24 protein-coding genes are annotated in these 18526 nt (G+C 38.0%); all 24 read left to right on the top strand.

Going from position 1 to position 18526, the window contains the following annotated elements; translation table 11 throughout:
• The first annotated feature begins 90 nt into the window (after window positions 1–90).
• The 24 genes from codY (at window position 91) to flhB (ending at window position 18483) form a co-directional block, all read left to right on the top strand.
• Entirely contained in the window at window positions 91–870 is a 780-nt protein-coding gene (codY, locus tag EM808_RS01105) for a GTP-sensing pleiotropic transcriptional regulator CodY (protein WP_127734605.1), read from the top strand.
• Between the two features lie 476 nt (window positions 871–1346).
• The gene (gene flgB / locus EM808_RS01100; RefSeq protein ID WP_127734603.1) at window positions 1347–1727 is read left to right on the top strand and encodes a flagellar basal body rod protein FlgB; all 381 of its coding nucleotides are present in this window, start codon (window positions 1347–1349) and stop codon (window positions 1725–1727) included.
• 1 nt (window position 1728) lies between these two features.
• Window positions 1729–2187, top strand: a complete 459-nt coding sequence (gene flgC, locus EM808_RS01095) for a flagellar basal body rod protein FlgC (protein ID WP_127734600.1) — start codon at window positions 1729–1731, stop codon at window positions 2185–2187.
• Window positions 2188–2196: 9 nt separating this feature from the next.
• Window positions 2197–2508, top strand: coding sequence for a flagellar hook-basal body complex protein FliE (gene fliE, locus EM808_RS01090; protein WP_127734598.1), 312 nt, complete (start codon window positions 2197–2199; stop codon window positions 2506–2508).
• 58 nt (window positions 2509–2566) lie between these two features.
• Window positions 2567–4153, top strand: coding sequence for a flagellar basal-body MS-ring/collar protein FliF (gene fliF, locus EM808_RS01085; RefSeq protein ID WP_127734596.1), 1587 nt, complete (start codon window positions 2567–2569; stop codon window positions 4151–4153).
• A 16-nt stretch (window positions 4154–4169) separates the two neighbouring features.
• Window positions 4170–5186: a flagellar motor switch protein FliG gene (gene fliG, locus EM808_RS01080; RefSeq protein WP_127734594.1), complete on the top strand. Its 1017-nt coding sequence runs from the start codon at window positions 4170–4172 to the stop codon at window positions 5184–5186.
• On the top strand, window positions 5179–5925 hold the full coding sequence (gene fliH, locus EM808_RS01075; protein ID WP_164849545.1) for a flagellar assembly protein FliH: 747 nt from the start codon (window positions 5179–5181) through the stop codon (window positions 5923–5925). The genes fliG and fliH overlap by 8 nt, the downstream gene beginning before the upstream one ends.
• A 2-nt stretch (window positions 5926–5927) precedes the next feature.
• Window positions 5928–7250 carry a flagellar protein export ATPase FliI gene (gene fliI / locus EM808_RS01070; RefSeq protein WP_127734590.1) on the top strand — a complete coding sequence of 441 codons (1323 nt, stop codon included), beginning with the start codon at window positions 5928–5930 and terminating at the stop codon, window positions 7248–7250.
• Window positions 7247–7699, top strand: a complete 453-nt coding sequence (fliJ, locus tag EM808_RS01065) for a flagellar export protein FliJ (RefSeq protein WP_127734588.1) — start codon at window positions 7247–7249, stop codon at window positions 7697–7699. The genes fliI and fliJ overlap by 4 nt, the downstream gene beginning before the upstream one ends.
• Complete coding sequence (locus EM808_RS01060; protein WP_127734586.1) at window positions 7699–8331, top strand: MotE family protein; 633 nt, start codon at window positions 7699–7701, stop codon at window positions 8329–8331. The genes fliJ and EM808_RS01060 overlap by 1 nt, the downstream gene beginning before the upstream one ends.
• Before the next feature lie 26 nt (window positions 8332–8357).
• Window positions 8358–9722: a flagellar hook-length control protein FliK gene (locus tag EM808_RS01055; protein WP_127734584.1), complete on the top strand. Its 1365-nt coding sequence runs from the start codon at window positions 8358–8360 to the stop codon at window positions 9720–9722.
• A gap of 16 nt (window positions 9723–9738) precedes the next feature.
• Window positions 9739–10377, top strand: coding sequence for a flagellar hook assembly protein FlgD (gene flgD, locus EM808_RS01050; RefSeq protein ID WP_127734582.1), 639 nt, complete (start codon window positions 9739–9741; stop codon window positions 10375–10377).
• 11 nt (window positions 10378–10388) lie between these two features.
• The gene (locus tag EM808_RS01045; RefSeq protein WP_127734580.1) at window positions 10389–10775 is read left to right on the top strand and encodes a TIGR02530 family flagellar biosynthesis protein; all 387 of its coding nucleotides are present in this window, start codon (window positions 10389–10391) and stop codon (window positions 10773–10775) included.
• Window positions 10776–10868: 93 nt separating this feature from the next.
• On the top strand, window positions 10869–11651 hold the full coding sequence (flgG, locus tag EM808_RS01040) for a flagellar basal body rod protein FlgG (protein ID WP_127734578.1): 783 nt from the start codon (window positions 10869–10871) through the stop codon (window positions 11649–11651).
• A gap of 53 nt (window positions 11652–11704) precedes the next feature.
• Complete coding sequence (locus EM808_RS01035; protein ID WP_127734576.1) at window positions 11705–11929, top strand: flagellar FlbD family protein; 225 nt, start codon at window positions 11705–11707, stop codon at window positions 11927–11929.
• Window positions 11916–12344 carry a flagellar basal body-associated protein FliL gene (gene fliL, locus EM808_RS01030; RefSeq protein WP_127734574.1) on the top strand — a complete coding sequence of 143 codons (429 nt, stop codon included), beginning with the start codon at window positions 11916–11918 and terminating at the stop codon, window positions 12342–12344. Before EM808_RS01035 ends, fliL begins: the two co-directional genes overlap by 14 nt.
• A gap of 38 nt (window positions 12345–12382) precedes the next feature.
• The gene (fliM, locus tag EM808_RS01025) at window positions 12383–13381 is read left to right on the top strand and encodes a flagellar motor switch protein FliM (RefSeq protein ID WP_127734572.1); all 999 of its coding nucleotides are present in this window, start codon (window positions 12383–12385) and stop codon (window positions 13379–13381) included.
• The gene (fliY, locus tag EM808_RS01020; RefSeq protein WP_127734570.1) at window positions 13371–14552 is read left to right on the top strand and encodes a flagellar motor switch phosphatase FliY; all 1182 of its coding nucleotides are present in this window, start codon (window positions 13371–13373) and stop codon (window positions 14550–14552) included. The genes fliM and fliY overlap by 11 nt, the downstream gene beginning before the upstream one ends.
• A 31-nt stretch (window positions 14553–14583) precedes the next feature.
• Window positions 14584–14946: a response regulator gene (locus tag EM808_RS01015; RefSeq protein WP_127734568.1), complete on the top strand. Its 363-nt coding sequence runs from the start codon at window positions 14584–14586 to the stop codon at window positions 14944–14946.
• 26 nt (window positions 14947–14972) lie between these two features.
• Window positions 14973–15677 carry a flagellar biosynthetic protein FliO gene (locus EM808_RS01010; protein WP_127734566.1) on the top strand — a complete coding sequence of 235 codons (705 nt, stop codon included), beginning with the start codon at window positions 14973–14975 and terminating at the stop codon, window positions 15675–15677.
• The gene (gene fliP, locus EM808_RS01005) at window positions 15670–16335 is read left to right on the top strand and encodes a flagellar type III secretion system pore protein FliP (RefSeq protein WP_127734564.1); all 666 of its coding nucleotides are present in this window, start codon (window positions 15670–15672) and stop codon (window positions 16333–16335) included. Before EM808_RS01010 ends, fliP begins: the two co-directional genes overlap by 8 nt.
• Before the next feature lie 15 nt (window positions 16336–16350).
• Window positions 16351–16620, top strand: coding sequence for a flagellar biosynthesis protein FliQ (fliQ, locus tag EM808_RS01000; RefSeq protein WP_127734562.1), 270 nt, complete (start codon window positions 16351–16353; stop codon window positions 16618–16620).
• A 4-nt stretch (window positions 16621–16624) separates the two neighbouring features.
• A complete protein-coding gene (gene fliR / locus EM808_RS00995; protein WP_127734560.1) occupies window positions 16625–17398 on the top strand; it encodes a flagellar biosynthetic protein FliR in 774 nt (257 codons plus the stop codon).
• 2 nt (window positions 17399–17400) lie between these two features.
• On the top strand, window positions 17401–18483 hold the full coding sequence (gene flhB / locus EM808_RS00990) for a flagellar biosynthesis protein FlhB (RefSeq protein ID WP_127734558.1): 1083 nt from the start codon (window positions 17401–17403) through the stop codon (window positions 18481–18483).
• Window positions 18484–18526: the final 43 nt, after the last annotated feature.

Raw genomic sequence — 18526 nt, 5'->3', positions numbered from 1 at the left:
TACTCCTAAAAGGATGAAGCAATCAAATGCCGCGGCCATAAAGAAGGAATAAGTGACAGTTTTGGTTTTAGTTAATAGGAGGAAAAGAAAATGGATTTATTGTCAAAAACTCGAAAAATTAATGCGATGCTGCAAAGAGCTGCTGGAAAGCCAGTTAACTTCAAGGAAATGTCTGAGACTTTAAGTGAAGTTATTGAAGCAAATATTTTTGTAGTAAGCAGAAGAGGGAAATTACTAGGTTTTGCTATTAACCAGCAAATTGAAAATGACCGTATGATTAAAATGTTGGAAGACCGTCAATTCCCAGAAGAGTACACAAATAATCTTTTTAATATTCAAGTGACTTCAAGTAATTTGGATGTGGAAAGCGAATATACAGCATTCCCAATTGAAAACAAAGATCTATTCAGCAAAGGGCTTACAACAATCGTACCAATCATCGGTGGCGGAGAAAGACTTGGAACATTAATTCTTGCAAGACTTCAAGAACAATTCCATGATGATGATCTAATTTTGGCTGAATATGGAGCAACTGTTGTTGGTATGGAAATTCTTCGTGAAAAAGCAGAAGAAATCGAAGAAGAAGCAAGAAGCAAAGCTGTTGTGCAAATGGCGATTAGTTCATTATCTTATAGTGAATTAGAAGCAATTGAACACATCTTTGAAGAATTGAACGGAAATGAAGGACTTTTAGTTGCTTCAAAAATTGCAGACAGAGTCGGTATTACAAGATCTGTTATTGTTAATGCATTGCGCAAGCTAGAAAGTGCTGGTGTAATCGAATCTCGTTCTCTTGGAATGAAAGGAACTTACATTAAAGTATTGAACGATAAGTTCTTGCTGGAATTAGAAAAGCTGAAAGCTAATTAATAAAAAAAAGAATCTTTTCCTACGTGGAAAAGGTTCTTTTTTTTATTATTTACAGGGAATTAGTGGTAATGAAATAAGCTTTTCTAAGAGAATATTGATTTATCGAGATTTCGCCTCAACATGGTTCGACATTTTTCCAAAATATATCATTTACATTACAATCGTTGTACATTATATTCGATACATAGACAAGATGATTGTTGCGCGATAGTTCATTGATACTATGAATTTAGTAGTTCCTAATGATGAGTTAATTCATATCAAAAATAACAAAAATATACCTTTCTTATTAGTGAAAGGATAATTTCTCAAATATTTTTAACTAAAATAGGACTATTGGATTATTAAAATTGACCTTATTATGATAGACAGATTATTTTTCATTTATTACAATTAAATACATCATCTGAAAAATATTCGTCATAAAACTGCAAAATTCTACAAATACGATAATCATAGATAATAAGAGGTGTGAGATGAAGCTTTTTTCGAATACTATTTCAACACTAGAAAATGCTTTGAATTATTCAAATACAAAACAGAAGGTTATCTCACAAAATATCGCTAACGTCGATACGCCTAATTATAAGGCTAAGGAAGTTACCTTTAAAAATACATTAGCAACTGCCATGAATGCTAACAAAACGGACAGCAGGCATTTTGATTTTGAAGGAGCTACTGGCTCTGTCCAAATAACGACAGATAAGAACGTTACTTATAATAATAATGGCAACAGCGTTGATATGGATAAAGAGATGAGTGAGCTGGCAGAAAATCAGATTTACTACAATGCTTTAGTCGAGAGAATTAGCGGTAAGTTTAATTCTTTAGAAAATGTCATAAAAGGAGGAAGATAAAATGACGATATTTCATAGCATGAATACAACCGCTTCTGCGCTAACAGCAAACAGGCTGCGAATGGACGTTATCTCCTCTAATATGGCGAATGCAGAAACAACAAGAGGAAAGCTGGTAAATGGTGAATGGGAGCCGTACAGAAGAAAATCAGTGGTATTGCAAGCACAAGAGGGCAATTCATTTGCGTCACATTTGAATGCCGCAACAGCAGGCAATTCAGCCACAGGAAATGGCGTTAAAGTAACAAAGGTTGCAGAAGATACGGAAACACCTTTTGAAATGGTGTATGATCCGGAAAACCCAGATGCTAATGCCGACGGTTATGTACAAATGCCGAATGTGGACCCATTAAGGGAAATGGTTGATTTGATGAGTGCTACAAGGTCTTATGAAGCGAACGTAACAGTATTAAATGCATCGAAAAGCATGCTTATGAAAACTTTAGAGATTGGAAAGTAGGTATTATAAATGGCGACAGTAAATCTTCCAGCAGTGTCATCCACATTGCCGTTAACTAACAGTTCTGCAACAGCAACGAAAGCGACTGGTTCAGAAGTACAAAAAAGCTTTTCTTCCTTTTTAAAGGAATCAATTAATAATGTTAATAAAGCACAAAATGAATCGGATGTTCTTACAAACAAGCTTGCAAAAGGAGAAGACGTTGATCTTTCGCAAGTAATGATTACATCACAAAAGGCAAGTGTTATGATGTCAGCTACATTAGAATTTAGAAACAAAGCAGTCGAAGCGTATCAAGAAATGATGAGAATGTCTATTTAAGGTCAGTTGAGTTGTGGGCGGTTATTATCATTAAAAATAACGGTAACCGGGGGTAAAGATGAAAGAAAACATGAATAAGTTTTTTAATCCTTTAAAAGAATATTGGACAAATCGTTCTAAAAAGCAAAAGACTGTTTTGGTAAGCGGCATTCTTTTGCTTCTTCTTATGGTATCATTTGCAACTTATTTCTTAACAAAAGAAAATTTAGTTCCTTTATACAGCAACCTGTCTCCGTCAGAAACAGGACAAATTAAAGAAACCCTTGATAGCAAGGGAATCACATCAGAGATTTCAGATGGCGGAAAAACAATAAGCGTTCCAGAAAATGTTGTGGATTCATTGAAGGTGGAATTAGCAGCAGAAGGAATACCGAATACAGGCAGTATTGATTATTCGTTTTTCAGTCAAAATGCGAGCTTCGGAATGACAGATAATGAATTCAATGTTATGAAGCTAGATGCAATGCAAACAGAAATTTCTAACTTGATTAAAGGCATCGACGGTATTAACGATGCGAATGTTATGATCACATTACCAAGTAAAGGTGTGTTTGTATCAGATGAAGCCGGAGAAGCTTCAGCCTCTATTGTTCTCAACACAAAACCAGGCTATAACTTCTCCGAGAGTCAAATAAAAGGATTATATACACTTGTCGCAAAAAGTGTTCCAAACCTTCCTACTGATAATATCGTCATAACAAACCAAAACTTTGAGTATTTTGACCTAAATTCTACAACTAATAATGCAGGTGACACATTTACTGCTCAAAATAACGTGAAAAAACAAGTTGAAAAAGACATTCAAAGACAAGTTCAGCAAATGCTTGGCACATTAATGGGACAAAATAAAGTCATGGTTTCAGTAACTGCTGATATTGACTTTACCCAAGAAAACAGAGAAGAAAACCTGGTTACGCCAGTTGATGAAGAAAATATGAAGGGTATCGAAGTGAGCGCACAAAATATCTCTGAAACATATACAGGAGGTAGTGCTGCAGCAGAAGGTACACCTGCAGCAGAAGATCAGGCAGATACAACTACTACGAACACGGAAACAACTACATCAGGTTCTGGTGACTCTGAGAAAATTGATAACACAATTAATTACGAGGTTAATAGAATTAAAAAGCAAATTGTAGAGAGCCCATATAAAATCCGTGACCTTGGTATTCAAGTTATGGTAGAGCCTCCTACAGCAGATGATCCATCTTCACTTTCACAGGATAGTGTTGACGACATTACAAATATGCTAGGAACAATCGTAAGAACTTCTATTGATAAGACAGAAACAGGCACTCTTTCAGATGCAGACTTACAAAGTAAAATTGCCGTATCTGTGCAACAATTTAACGGAAAAACTACTGCTTCATCAGAAACAGCTAGCACGTCAATTCCTTGGTGGGTATACGCAGTTGGTGGAGTATTACTTGCTGTAATTGGACTATTAATCTTCTTGTTTGTAAGAGGACGTAAGAAGAAAGCAGCAGAGCCGGAAGAAGAAATTATTTCACCTGTATCCATTCCTGACGTAAATGATGAAGTGGAATCAGAGGGAACACTTCGCAGAAAACAATTAGAGAAAATGGCAAAAGATAAGCCAGAAGACTTTGCGAAACTTCTTCGCACTTGGATAACAGAGGAATAAGGCAAGGAGGATATCGATGGCACGAAAAGAAGCTACGGAGCTTACAGGAAAACAAAAAGCTGCTGTTCTACTTATATCATTAGGACCAGATGTAGCAGCTTCTGTTTATAAGCATTTAAGTGAAGAAGAGATAGAAAAACTTTCCTTAGAGATATCTGGTGTTAAAAAGGTGGAGAACTCTTCTAAAGAAGAAGTACTAGAAGAGTTCCATAACATAGCGTTAGCACAGGATTATATCTCTCAAGGCGGTATCGGATATGCTAAAACAGTTTTGGAAAAAGCGTTAGGAACAGATCAAGCATCTGTCATCTTGAATCGATTAACCTCTTCCTTGCAGGTTAGACCGTTTGATTTTGCAAGAAAGGCCGACCCGAGCCAAATCCTTAACTTTATCCAAAATGAACATCCACAAACCATTTCATTAATACTTTCTTATTTAGATCCAACCCAGGCAGGCCAGATATTATCTGAACTGCCACAGGAAATGCAGGCAGATATTGCGAAGAGAATTGCTGTTATGGACAGTACATCTCCTGAAATTATTAATGAAGTGGAACAAATCTTAGAAAGAAAGCTATCTAGCACTGTAACACAGGATTATACACAAACTGGTGGTATTGAGGCAGTTGTTGAAGTGTTGAATGGTGTTGACCGCTCGACAGAAAGAACAATTCTTGACGCTCTTGAAATACAGGATCCTGAGTTGGCAGAAGAAATTAAGAAAAGAATGTTCGTATTCGAAGATATTGTTACATTGGATAACAGAGCAATTCAACGTATTATCCGTGACTGTGAAAATGAAGACCTTATGCTTTCATTGAAGGTTTCTGGTGACGAAGTGAAGGAAATTGTATTCAGTAACATGTCTGCAAGAATGGTTGAATCCTTCAAGGATGAAATGGAATTCATGGGACCTGTCCGACTGAAAGATGTTGAAGAAGCACAATCAAGAATTGTTGCTATTATCAGACGTTTAGAAGACTCTGGTGAGATTGTCGTTGCGCGCGGTGGAGGAGATGATATTATTGTCTAGGCTTATTAAATCAAGTTGGGCAAATGCAGAACAAGCAAATGAAAAGATTATCTCCATTAAACATGTAAACAACTTTCAGGGTGCAGGTTTCCATGCTGATCCCGAATACACAAAAATCATGGAACAGGCGACTGCAGACGCAGCTGCCATCCGCGAAAAAGCAGAAAAAGAAGCAGCAGCTTTAAGAGAGCTGCTGCAACAGGAAAAAAACAATTGGCAGTCAGAAAAAAATCTTTTGATGGAGGAAGCCCATCGAGAAGGCTACCAATCTGGTGTTGATGAAGGAAGAATGGCAGGATTTACAGAGTATGCAGAGCATATTGAAGAAGCGAAATCAATTATTCAAGCAAGCAAATTGGATTATGACAAATATTTAAATAGTGCTGAAACAGAAATCCTGGAACTTAGCATGAAGGTAGCTGAAAAGATTGTTCAGACAAGTATTTCAGAAAAAGAAGAATATTTCATGCAGCTTGTCAAAAAAGTTTTGAAGGAAACAAGAGACCAAAAGGAAATTCAATTGCATGTTAATCCGGTTCATTATCAATACCTCCTTTCAGAAAAGGAAGAGTTATTATCGTTATTTCCAATCAAGCCGAATTTGTTTATTTTTCCTGATGAAGCAACAGCAGAAAATGGCTGCATAATTGAGACAGCTAATGGACGGATTGAAGCAAGTGTTGATACACAGCTGCTCATGATTAAACAAAAATTACTAGACCTATTGGAGAGTGAATGAGGATGAGAGCGGCAGAACTTCTATCATCGATCGATTCCATCGATCCTTACAAACGTTATGGCAGGGTTAAAAAAGTAGTTGGTCTTATGATAGAGTCGCAAGGTCCTGAAAGCTCCATAGGTGATGTGTGTAACATATATATTGGTACAAAAAATAAACGAGTTATTAAAGCAGAGGTAGTTGGATTTAAAGAAGATGGTATCATTCTAATGCCATATACGACCGTGAACGATATATCACCAGGCTGCTTAGTAGAAGGTACATCTGAACCCCTAGAGGTTAAAGCTGGTGCTGCCATGATTGGAACAGTCGTTGATGCACTTGGAATGCCGCTTGATGGCACATCATTACCAAAAGGATTAAAGAGTGTTCCGATTGATCAAGACCCGCCGAACCCATTAAAAAGACCACCGATTTCAGAATCGATGGAGGTTGGGGTGCGCCTGATTGACGGCCTTCTAACAGTCGGAACAGGTCAGCGTCTTGGGATTTTTGCCGGTAGTGGTGTCGGTAAGAGTACTCTGCTTGGTATGATCGCAAGAAACACAAAAGCCGATCTTAATGTTATTGCCTTAATTGGAGAACGTGGTAGAGAGGTAAGAGAGTTCATTGAACGAGATTTAGGTCCAGAAGGCTTAAAGCGATCGATTGTTGTTGTCGCAACAAGTGATCAGCCTGCACTAATGAGGATAAAGGGAGCATACACGGCAACAGCAATTGCTGAATACTTCCGTGACAAAGGATTAAACGTCATGCTGATGATGGATTCTGTAACAAGGGTAGCGATGGCGCAAAGGGAAGTTGGACTAGCCATCGGTGAGCCGCCGACAACGAAAGGATACACACCTTCTGTTTTCGCTATCTTGCCAAAGCTGCTAGAAAGAACAGGAACAAATGAACACGGAAGCATTACGGCTTTTTATACAGTTCTAGTAGACGGAGATGACATGAATGAGCCGATTGCCGATACTGTTCGGGGGATATTGGATGGTCACTTTGTCTTAGATAGGGATCTCGCTAATAAGGGGCAATATCCAGCTGTAAATGTATTGAAAAGTGTGAGCCGTGTTATGAATCATATTGTACCTAAAGGACATGTTCATGCAGCGGAGAAATTACGTGGTTTACTCAGCACTTATATTAATTCAGAAGATTTGATTAACATCGGAGCATATAAAAAAGGTTCATCGATAGAAATCGATACAGCGATCCGTTTATATCCTGAAATATTATCATATATAAAGCAATCAACAGACGAGAAAATCTCCTTAGAAGAAAGTGTCAACGCATTAATATCATTATCTGGAGTTGGAGATAACCGATGAGCTACAAGTTTAAGTTTGAAAAAATCCTGACAATTAAAGAGAGAGAAAAGGATGAGGCTAGCGCTGATTACAATCTGGCTGTCAAGCGTTTCGAAGATGCAGCAGAGAAATTGTATGAGCTGCTGAAACGAAAGGAAGAATTGGAAGAATACCAATCTAACAAGCTAGTAGGCGGGCTTTCTGTTCAAGCAATCCGACATCATCAGCATTTTATCAGCAATCTGGCAAAGATGATTGAGCATAGCCAGCAGATGGTCGTAAATGCACGGAATTCCATGAACTATTATCAGCAAAAGCTTGTTGATAAAAACTTGGAAGTAAAAAAGTTTGTCAAAATTAAAGAAAAAGATATCTTGCATTTTATCAATACAGAAAAGGCACTAGAAGCAAAGCAGATGGATGATATCTCCATTCAGCAATATATGCAGCCAGGAAGGTTAGGTAGCTAATGGATAATATGGTCGATGACAAAAAGAAATCATTCAATTTCTTTCAGCGGTTTTTGCTGGTAATTGTTATTCCATTGATGTTTGCTGTTGTCGTTGCATTAATCCTGATGATTTACTCTGGTGCGGACGTGGTCTCAAAAGGAAAGGAATTGATGAACCAAATTCCTTTCCTTAGCTCAGAAAAGGCGTCTACTGACCAGGGTATTGCGGACAACAAACAAAATATCGCAGATTTAGAAAAACAGCTTAAGGAACAAACCGCGAATATAGAATCATTAGAGTCACAGCTAAAGGCAAGTGAAGCGGAAAGCAAATCATTGAAGGTTGATAAAATTAAACTTCAAAATCAGCTTGATGAACTCAAAAACACACAGGAAAAAACACAAAAGGCTTTTGATGACATTGTCAAAACATATGAAACAATGTCTGCAAAAAAATCTGCGGCAATTCTCTCTGCAATGTCTCAGGATGAAGCATTGAAAATATTGGCATCGCTAAAACCTGTAACACTTGCGACGATATTAGAAAAGATGGAGCCTTCTGTTGCAAGTAAATATACAGAACTGCTTGCTGCAAATTCTGCAAGTGGAAGCTCATCTGATACCAGCACAGATACAGCATCTAGTGAGTAATTCTTAATATTTAAGGAGGTGGGTAAATGCTGCTTAATAGTGTGGGAGTTAGTACAGCAGGAACTACATCAAATCAGCTTTCTTTCAAAGCGGCAGATAAAACAAAGTTCTTATCGATGATCAATGGGATAATGAACGGCGATTCACAGCAAGAAACCTCTGCAACCACGCAAAAAGAAGATTCTAGTTTGCAAGGCTTGGCAGACCTGTTGACAGGTGAAACGATAGATTCAGATAAGCTTGCAGAAAGCTTAACAGCAATACAGCAGCTGCTAGCTGATAATGGAGAAGAAGGAAAGGACGATTCAGATTCCTTGGAAGCTGCCTTCAATCTCATAGTAAATCAGCTGATGGAATTAATGAATGGGATGAATTTTACAAATGTCTCAGATGATATGTTTTCCAAAACGAATCTTCCAGAGGTTTTAAATCAGCTGAAAGCAATTGAACAGGTTGCAGGTCAAAATCCAGATTTTAAATTCAGTAAGCAGCTTACTGATGTTATGCAAAGCTTGTCCAAGCTATTTACAACCATCATGCAAGCAATAGATGGTCAGTCTCCAAGCACCTCTGCTTCTTTAGAAGCTGCAGCTATTTTACAAAAGGAGGCAGCTACTGACAGGACGGGAGCACAAGATGCAAAAGCTTCTGTAATGGATGAGGATGGACAAACAGGCAGCTTGAAAACATTGATTGAGTCCATTGCTCAAAAGGTCGAAACACTTTCTAAGAAGCAAGATAATACGGATACACTTCCTAAAAGGCTATTGAACCCCTTGCTTGTAGGATCCTTGCAGAAGGCAGAAAGTAATGCAGTCTCCGTGTCAGAGACAAAGACAGAAACGAAGGAAACAGACACGGCTAGTAAATCAGAATGGAAGATGCCTTCCTATGTAGGCCAGCTTCAAACCAGCAGTTCCTTTGGAAAACCAGAAGCATTAACTTTAATGCAGTCAACAGGTAATTCCGTCTCTGGAAGTGAGTTGGAAGAGCAGCTTGAAAATATCCTGAAAAGCAGTTCGTTTACGAAAATAGGAAATACCCAAAAGATGATTTTAAGGCTTGCACCAGAAAACCTTGGTTCATTACGAATTGAGATACTGCAAACCGATGGAAATTTGGTCGCCAAGATTATGACGACAACTGCACAGGCGAAGGATGCTCTTGATGCACATTTAAACAGTTTAAAGCATGGCTTAAGCTCACAAAATATTAATGTTGATAAGATTGAAATTAATTTTGTGCCAACCTCACAGGAAAAAGGAACGAAAGACCAACAACAGCAGGAAAACCATCAGCAACACAGGCCTGCTGAAAAAGAGGAAAACAGAAATGAACAGGAGCAAGATGATAAAAGCTTCTTAGAAGAGCTTCTGCAAGTGGAACAGTAAGAAAGGGGAGTTAGACTTGGCAAATACTATCGATGATTCTTCCTTATATTTATCGACATTACAAAACCAGACAGCAAAAACGGGCAACTCAAGTCTTGGCAAAGATGAATTCTTGAAAATCCTTATAACACAATTGCAAAACCAGGATCCGTCAAACCCGATGGAAGATAAAGATTTTATAGCTCAAATGGCGACATTTTCAAGCCTGGAGCAAATGACAAATATGAACACGACGATGAGCAACTTCATCTCTTTGCAAACACAATCAAACTTAATTTCTTACGGACAGTTTGTCGGCAAGGAAGTTGCATGGACAAAAGCAGAAACAGGTGAGAATGGTGAATCATCTATAACAACTGGAACAGGCAAAGTTGCATCTATTGCTTATAAAGGAACAGATGTCGAATTTACGCTTGAGGATGGCACTGTTGTCAACCCTGGCAACATATCAAATGTATACAGTGAATCTGATGACAATAGTTTGGTTTCTGCTAGCCGTTTGATTGGGAAAACAGTTTCCTATCTGAATGCAGACAATGAAGAGATTAGCAGTGTCGTTAAGTCAGTCTCCTTAAAAAATGGCCAAATTCAGCTAACATTGGATGATGACCAGCAAAGTCAGATAACTGCAGGAAAAATCACGAAAATCGAATAGGAAGTGATTAGATGGATAGACCCATATATCCTTCTTTAAAATCACAAGCCGTAATCAATAGTGGCATAAGGAATATCAAATCTAACAGTAGTAACGCTTCATTTTCATCGCATTTACAAAGTTCAATCCAGACACTTGATAAACTGTCCATCTCCAAACATGCATCGCAACGACTTGAGCAGCGAGGCATTGTGATTGATGAAGAGAAGTGGAAGCAGATAGAACAAAAAGTAAACCAAGCAAAAAAAATGGGAGTTAAGGAATCACTCGTCTTGCTCCAGGATGCTGCTCTAATTGTCAGTGCAAAAAACAATACAGTGATTACGGCAATGGATCGTAAAGAAGCAACAGAACAAATATTTACTAATATAAATGGCACAATAATTATGAATGAATAAAAAAAACAATGACTAGGGAGAAAAGGCTGGACCGTAAGGAAGCCTAGCTGTGGAAAGATAGAAGCAGCTCAAAACGAAAGGGGAAAATTATAAATGTTACGTTCACTATATTCAGGAATCAGCGGTATGAAAAACTTCCAGACTAAGCTTGATGTTATCGGAAACAATATTTCCAACGTTAATACGTATGGCTTTAAAAAGGGAAGAACTACTTTCAGTGATCTTATTAGCCAGACATCTGCTGGTGCTACAGCTCCAACAGCAACTGCAGGAGGAATTAACGCAAAGCAAGTCGGTCTTGGATCACAGGTTGCTTCTGTAGATACTATTCATACACAAGGAAGCATGCAGACAACTGGAAGAACGCTTGATTTAGCAATTTCAGGAGACGGCTATTTCGTTGTCCAAGATGCTGCAGGCTCTAACTTCTACACTAGATCAGGAAACTTCTACTTTGATGCAAACAGAAATATCGTAACATCAAGTGGGATGAAACTAGCTGGAGCGGGCACAATTCCTGAAACAGCGCAATCCTTCAGTATTGGTGCAGATGGAAGCATTTCTTATGTGGATGAAAACGGCGAAACACAAGATGCTGGCCAAATTCAGCTTGCTAAGTTTTCTAACCCAGAAGGCCTACAAAAATCTGGCGGAAATACGTTCCAAGTATCTGGGAACTCTGGTCCTGCTACTTTAACTAATGCAAATGAAGGTGGAGCAGGAAGTATTAACAGTGGTTACTTGGAAATGTCCAATGTTGATTTATCAGAAGAATTTACAGATATGATTGTTGCACAAAGAGGTTTCCAATCTAATACAAAAATCATCACTACATCTGATGAAATCCTGCAAGAATTAGTTAACTTAAAACGATAATAAAAGGAGGATCAGGAGAGGCATAAACTAGCAGAACTCTCCTGAGAAAAACAGTGATAAATGTTACTCGACTAAATGGAAAGACTTTCAGGCTTAATGCATTATTTATTGAGACAATTGAATCCTTCCCAGATACAACGATAACGTTGTCGAATGGGAGGAAATATGTTGTAAAAGAAAAAGAAGATGAAGTTGTGAAGTCAGTGAGAGCTTTTTATCAATCTGTTAACCTTTTTGGATTACCGAACTTGGGAGAGAGAGACGATGAAGAACAATAAAGTCCTTGTTATTATGTTAGTTTTAATACTAACAATTGCTCTTGTTGGAGCAGGAGCATTCATTTATATCTGGAAGTTTTCAGGCGATAAAGAAGAGAAGGAACCAACTATTGATGAAGTAGTGGAAGCTTCTATTGATATTCCTGAATTAACAACCAATTTAGCAACTGATAACTTCATTCGCATATCCTTTAAAGTGCAAACAGATAGTAAAAAAGCCGCTGAAGAGCTAGAAAAACGTGTTTTCCAAGTTCAGAATATTATCATTCAAGAGCTGTCTGAGAAAACACCAAAAGATATGCAAGGTAAAGAAGGTCAGGTTAAGTTAGAAAATGATTTGAAAGATAAAATTAATGATTTGATGCAAGAAGGAAAGGTAGTTCAAGTATATATAACCAATTCTCTTCTCCAATAAAAAACTGGATGAATGAAAGAGATTTGAGGTGAGAGTTTTTGTCAGGAGATATATTATCCCAAAATGAAATTGATGCATTATTATCCGCTTTATCATCAGGTGAAATGGATGCAGATGAATTAAAAAAAGAACAGCAAGAGAAAAAGGTAAAAGCCTATGACTTTAGAAGAGCCTTGCGCTTTTCTAAAGATCAAATCAGAAGCTTAACGCGTATACATGAAAACTTTGCAAGGCTTTTGACGACATATTTCTCCGCACAGCTGAGAACATTAGTACAAATATCTGTCACATCCGCTGACCAGATACCTTATGAAGAATTTATTCGGTCCATTCCAAAGATGACGATTTTGAATGTGTTTGAAGTCACACCCTTAGATGGAAGAATTTTAATGGAAGTAAACCCGAATATCGCCTATGCCATGATGGATCGTATGATGGGCGGAAAAGGGACAAGCGTCAATAAAGTGGAAAACTTGACGGAGATTGAATCAAAGATCATGTCCAATACGTTTGAACAGGCCTTTGATTACTTAAGAGAAGCGCTCGAGGATATTGTAGAAATTGAACCGACACTGTCAGAGTTTGAAGTGAACCCGCAATTTTTACAAATGGTTTCACCGAACGAAACAGTAGTGGTTATATCCTTAAATACAACGATTGGTGACACAAGTGGAATGATTAACATTTGTATCCCTCATGTTGTTTTAGAGCCAATTATCCCAAAGCTTTCTGGACATTATTGGATGCAAACAGAAAAGAAAGCACCAGTGCCTGAAGTGGCCGAAGCTTTGCAAAATAACATACAAAAATCAATTGTTTCTGTTGTTGCTGAATTAGGAACATCCGATATTTCTATACAAGATTTTTTGATGCTTGATATAGGGGATGTTATTGAAATGAATCAAACGATAGATCAACCCTTGACTATTAAAGTTGGAGATATACCTAAATTTATTGGACAGCCTGGTAAAGTTAATAAGAAGGTGGCCGTTCAAGTATTAGGGACTTTAGAGAGGGGGAAAGAAGATGGTGAGTAACGATATGCTTTCACAAGATGAAATTGATGCTCTATTAAAAGGAGATAGTCCAGAACCGCAAGAAGAGCTGGCTGTAGAGGATTATTTAACATCAATAGAAGAAGATGCATTAGGTGAAATAGGAAATATTTCGTTTGGGAGTTCTGCGACAGCATTATCTACCCTTTTAAACCAAAAGGTGGATATTACGACACCAAATGTTACGATTGTCCTGAAAAAAGACTTAGCAGAAGAGTTCCCACATCCATATGTGGCAATCAGTGTAAATTATACAGAAGGCTTCTCTGGTATGAATCTTTTAGTTATAAAACAATCAGATGCCGCTGTCATTGCTGATTTAATGCTTGGTGGAGACGGTATAAGTCCACCGGAAATGCTTAATGAAATTCAGTTAAGCGCAGTACAAGAAGCAATGAATCAAATGATGGGCTCTGCTGCAACATCCATGTCGACTATCTTTAGCAAAAAGGTGGATATTTCCCCGCCTGCTATAGACATTTTAAACTTGTCAGATGGAGAAGGAGCAGACACAATCCCTGATCATGATATTTTTGTCAAGATTTCCTTCCGATTGAAAATTGGAAACTTGATTGATTCAAATATTATGCAGCTTTTACAGCTTGATTTTGCAAAAAGCCTTGTGGATAGCTTGTTGAACCCTGCTGCCGATTCTGTTGAACCACCTGCTCCAACACAGCAAATGCAGCGACCTGAACCACCTGCACCACCTGCACGAGAGCAGCAAACATATGCAGCGCCAGTACCAGAGCCTGTATATGTAGAACAGCAACAGCAGCAAAGAGCACCAAGCCAGCCGCAGCACTTTGGTTCAAACTACAGCGGAGGACAGCCAAATGTACAGCCAGCTGTTTTCTCTAATTTCGAAACTTTTACACCAACAGAAAATGAATCAAGAAATTTGAACATGCTGTTGGATATTCCTTTAAAAGTTACAGTGGAGCTTGGCAGAACAAAGCGTTCTGTGAAGGAAATCCTTGAGCTAAGCTCAGGTTCCATTATTGAGCTAGATAAGCTTGCAGGGGAACCAGTTGATATACTTGTTAACAACAGGCTTATTGCCCAAGGTGAGGTAGTCGTTATCGATGAAAACTTTGGAGTCCGTGTTACGGATATTGTTAGCAAGTCAGATCGCTTGAACAATTTAAAATAAACTTAATTATATTTTATGGGGGTAGAGATTTATGGCACAGAAAATACTAATTGTAGACGATGCAGCATTTATGAGAATGATGATTAAAGATATCTTATCTAAAAACGGATATGATGTAGTTGGAGAGGCTGCTGACGGCGCACAGGCTGTTGAGAAATATAAAGAAACACAGCCAGACCTTGTAACAATGGATATCACAATGCCAGAAATGGATGGTATTACTGCATTAAAAGAAATCAAGAAGATTAATCCAAATGCTAAGATCATTATGTGTTCTGCAATGGGGCAGCAAGCAATGGTAATTGATGCAATTCAAGCAGGAGCAAAAGACTTCATTGTAAAACCATTCCAAGCTGATCGAGTACTTGAAGCAATCAGCAAAACATTAGGATAAGAAACAAACATTAGAGGGTGTCATCATTGAATACAAAACAGTTATTTATTAAATGCACACTACTCTTAATTGTTCTGCTAGGCTTTAATCATGAAGCCTATGCAGAACAACTTGATAATAGTGTCTTTGATGCAATCGAAAAAAATCAAAATCAAACAGATGATAAAAACAATACTGCTGATGAGCAGTCAACAAATCAGAATGAAACAAACACAGAAACGAATGATTCAACATCGCAGATCGCAACTGGAGACGTAGGACTGACATTTTGGGATTTTCTCAAAATGATTTTTGCTACCCTTTTTGTTATTGCCCTGCTTTATGTTGTACTTCGTTTTATTAATAAACGAAATCATGTGTATAAAAGCTCGCAAATAATTGAAAATTTAGGCGGAACTGCATTAGGTGCAAATCGATCTATTCAAATTGTGAAAGTAGGCAAGCGCTTGCTCGTGGTTGGGGTTGGCGAAAATATTCAGCTTATTAAAGAGATTGAAGAGGAAGAGGAATATACAAGCATCATTAAGGACTACAACGAAAAGATGGAGCAGCTAATACAGCCAAGCGATATTGTGACAAAGGTTATGAAAGGCGTAAAAAATTATCCTAACCAGAAACACAAAAAGGAAGACTTCGCCAGTCATTTAAAGAAGCAATTGCAAGAAGTATCGAACGGCCGAAAAGAAATAATGAAAGTATTGAAAAAGAGAGGTTCAGAAAAAGATGAATGAGTTTATGCAGCTTTTTAATGACAGTGCACCAGAAAATGTTTCGACTTCTGTGCAGTTGTTATTGCTATTGACTGTCCTTTCTTTAGCTCCAAGCATCCTGATATTGATGACAAGCTTTACGAGAATCGTCATTGTTCTTTCCTTTGTCAGAACGGCGCTTGCGACACAACAAATGCCGCCAAACCAAGTTATTATCGGACTGTCCTTATTTATGACATTTTTTATTATGGCACCAACATTTCAAGAGGTAAATAAAACAGCATTGACTCCATTATTCAATGAGGAAATAAGCCTGGACCAAGCATATGAAAATGCAGCAGTCCCCTTTAAGGAATATATGAGTAAACATACAAGACAAAAGGATTTGGCTTTGTTTTTGAATTATTCAGGAGCGGAAACTCCTAAGTCTATTCAAGACATCCCATTAACAACATTGGTTCCGGCCTATGCAATCAGTGAACTGAAAACAGCCTTCCAAATCGGCTTTATGATATTTATCCCATTTTTGGTCATCGACATGGTCGTTGCAAGTATCCTAATGTCCATGGGGATGATGATGCTACCACCTGTTATGATCTCATTGCCATTTAAAATATTGTTGTTTGTAATGGTCGATGGCTGGTATTTGGTAGTTCAATCTTTATTAGAAAGCTTTTAAGAAGGGTGATGTTTCATGTCACAAGAAATGGTTATTTCCGTTGCGGAAAAAGGGGTACTTACCGTATTAATTGTTAGTGGCCCATTGCTTATTATTGCCCTTGTTGTAGGGCTTTTGATTAGTATCTTTCAGGCTACAACCCAAATTCAAGAGCAGACGCTTGCATTCGTGCCGAAAATTGTTGCAGTCCTTTTAGGAATTATCTTTTTTGGAGCTTGGATGCTAAGCCATGTTTTATCCTACACAAGTGATATCTTTTCTAACCTGACAAGGTTTATAGGGTGATACTATGGAGGATTTTTTACCAAAGTTTCCGGCCTTTTTGCTGATTTTTGTTAGGGTTACATCCTTTTTTCTAATGCTCCCTCTCTTTTCTTATCGGACGATACCGACAAGTCATAAAGTAGGTTTTGCATTTTTTCTTTCTTTAATGATGTTTTTTGGGATGGAAACCCCTGAATTAGAGGTGGACGGGGCATATTATCTTTTAATTATAAAAGAAGCAATGGTCGGGCTATTTATCGGTTTTTTAGCATATATGCTATTTTCCGCCGTTCAGATTGCCGGGGGCTTTATTGACTTTCAGATGGGATTTGCCATCGCCAATGTCATCGACCCGCAAACTGGTGCTCAAAGTCCGCTGACAGGGCAGTATTTAAACATTATTGCTCTCTTTTTTTTATTGACGATAAATGGGCATCACTTGCTGTTAGATGGAGTTTTTTACAGCTATCAATTCATCCCGCTTGAACAGTCATGGGTTGATTTTGGAGATGTAAACATTATGAAATATGCAGCAAAAACGCTTGCGTTGATGTTTGCGGTTGCCTTTCAGATGTCCATACCTGTTGTAGGCTGCATCTTTTTAGTAGACGTTGCTTTAGGGATTGTAGCTAGGACTGTACCGCAATTAAATATTTTCGTTGTAGGGATGCCTGTGAAGCTAATAGTCGGCCTTATTATGCTCGTTGTTGTTATGGGTACTCTGATGGGATCTGTTTCAAATCTGTTTTCAACAATATTGACGACAATGAGAGATATGATGAAATTGATGGGAGGTTAAGCATGCTGTTAAGACTGGATTTACAGTTTTTTTCAGGGGAAAAAACAGAAAAGGCAACACCAAAAAAGAAACAAGATACTCGGAAAAAGGGGCAGGTCGCCAAAAGCCAGGATATCAATACGGCTTTAGTGTTAATTGCAGTTTTTGCGGTTCTTAACTTTGCAGGTGGTTCTATCTTAAAAGGGATTGTTTCCCTTATGAATTTTTCCTTAAATGATCTCATGCTAATGGAGCTGACAGAACATAATATTAAGAGTATCTTCATTGAGATATTGAAACAAACGGCCATCATTTTGAGTCCTATATTGGCAGCCGCAATTATTGCAGGCGTTATTGCCAACTATATACAGGTCGGAGTGCTTTTTACGACAGAACCAATAAAATTTAAATTGGAAAAAATAAACCCCTTATCTGGATTGAAAAGGATGTTCTCGATAAGATCAATTGTAGAGCTGCTTAAATCCATCTTAAAGATAACTGTTATTGGAATTGTTACATTTGCAATCCTTTGGAACAAGCTCGAACAAATCTTACTTCTGTCTCAGAAGTCGATTGGAGCTGCCTTGATTACAATTGCGAAATTAACCTTACAAATGGGCCTGGTAGGTTCAGGAGCCTTGTTATTTTTAGCCCTTTTTGATTATTTATATCAGAAATATGATTATGAAAAAAACATTCGTATGTCTAAACAAGATATAAAGGATGAATATAAGAATGTTGAAGGGGATCCATTAATTAAATCAAAGATTAAGCAAAGGCAGAGGGAAATGGCGATGCGCCGGATGATGCAGGATGTGCCGACAGCGGATGTAGTCATCACGAACCCGACCCATTATGCAATTTGTCTAAAATATGATGAGGATAAGTATGATGCTCCATATGTGGTCGCAAAAGGCGTTGATTTTCTGGCACAGAAAATCAAGCTGATTGCCAAGGAGCATGAAGTGATAACAGTGGAAAACAGACCCCTTGCACGGGCGCTTTACAGTCAGGTGGATGTTGGGGATATAGTTCCCGAAGAGTTTTTTAAAACAGTTGCAGAAATACTTGCCTATGTTTACCGTACAAAAAAACAGCATTCATAACATTCACCTGTTTAAAATAGATGTTTGGTTGTTAGTTAGGAGC

Origin of the sequence: Niallia taxi (genome assembly GCF_004005475.1) — a bacterium.
Classification (GTDB): domain Bacteria; phylum Bacillota; class Bacilli; order Bacillales; family Cytobacillaceae; genus Niallia; species Niallia taxi.
The sequence above is the reverse complement of the archived record's forward strand: the minus strand, read 5'-3'. Positions and strand labels throughout refer to the sequence as shown.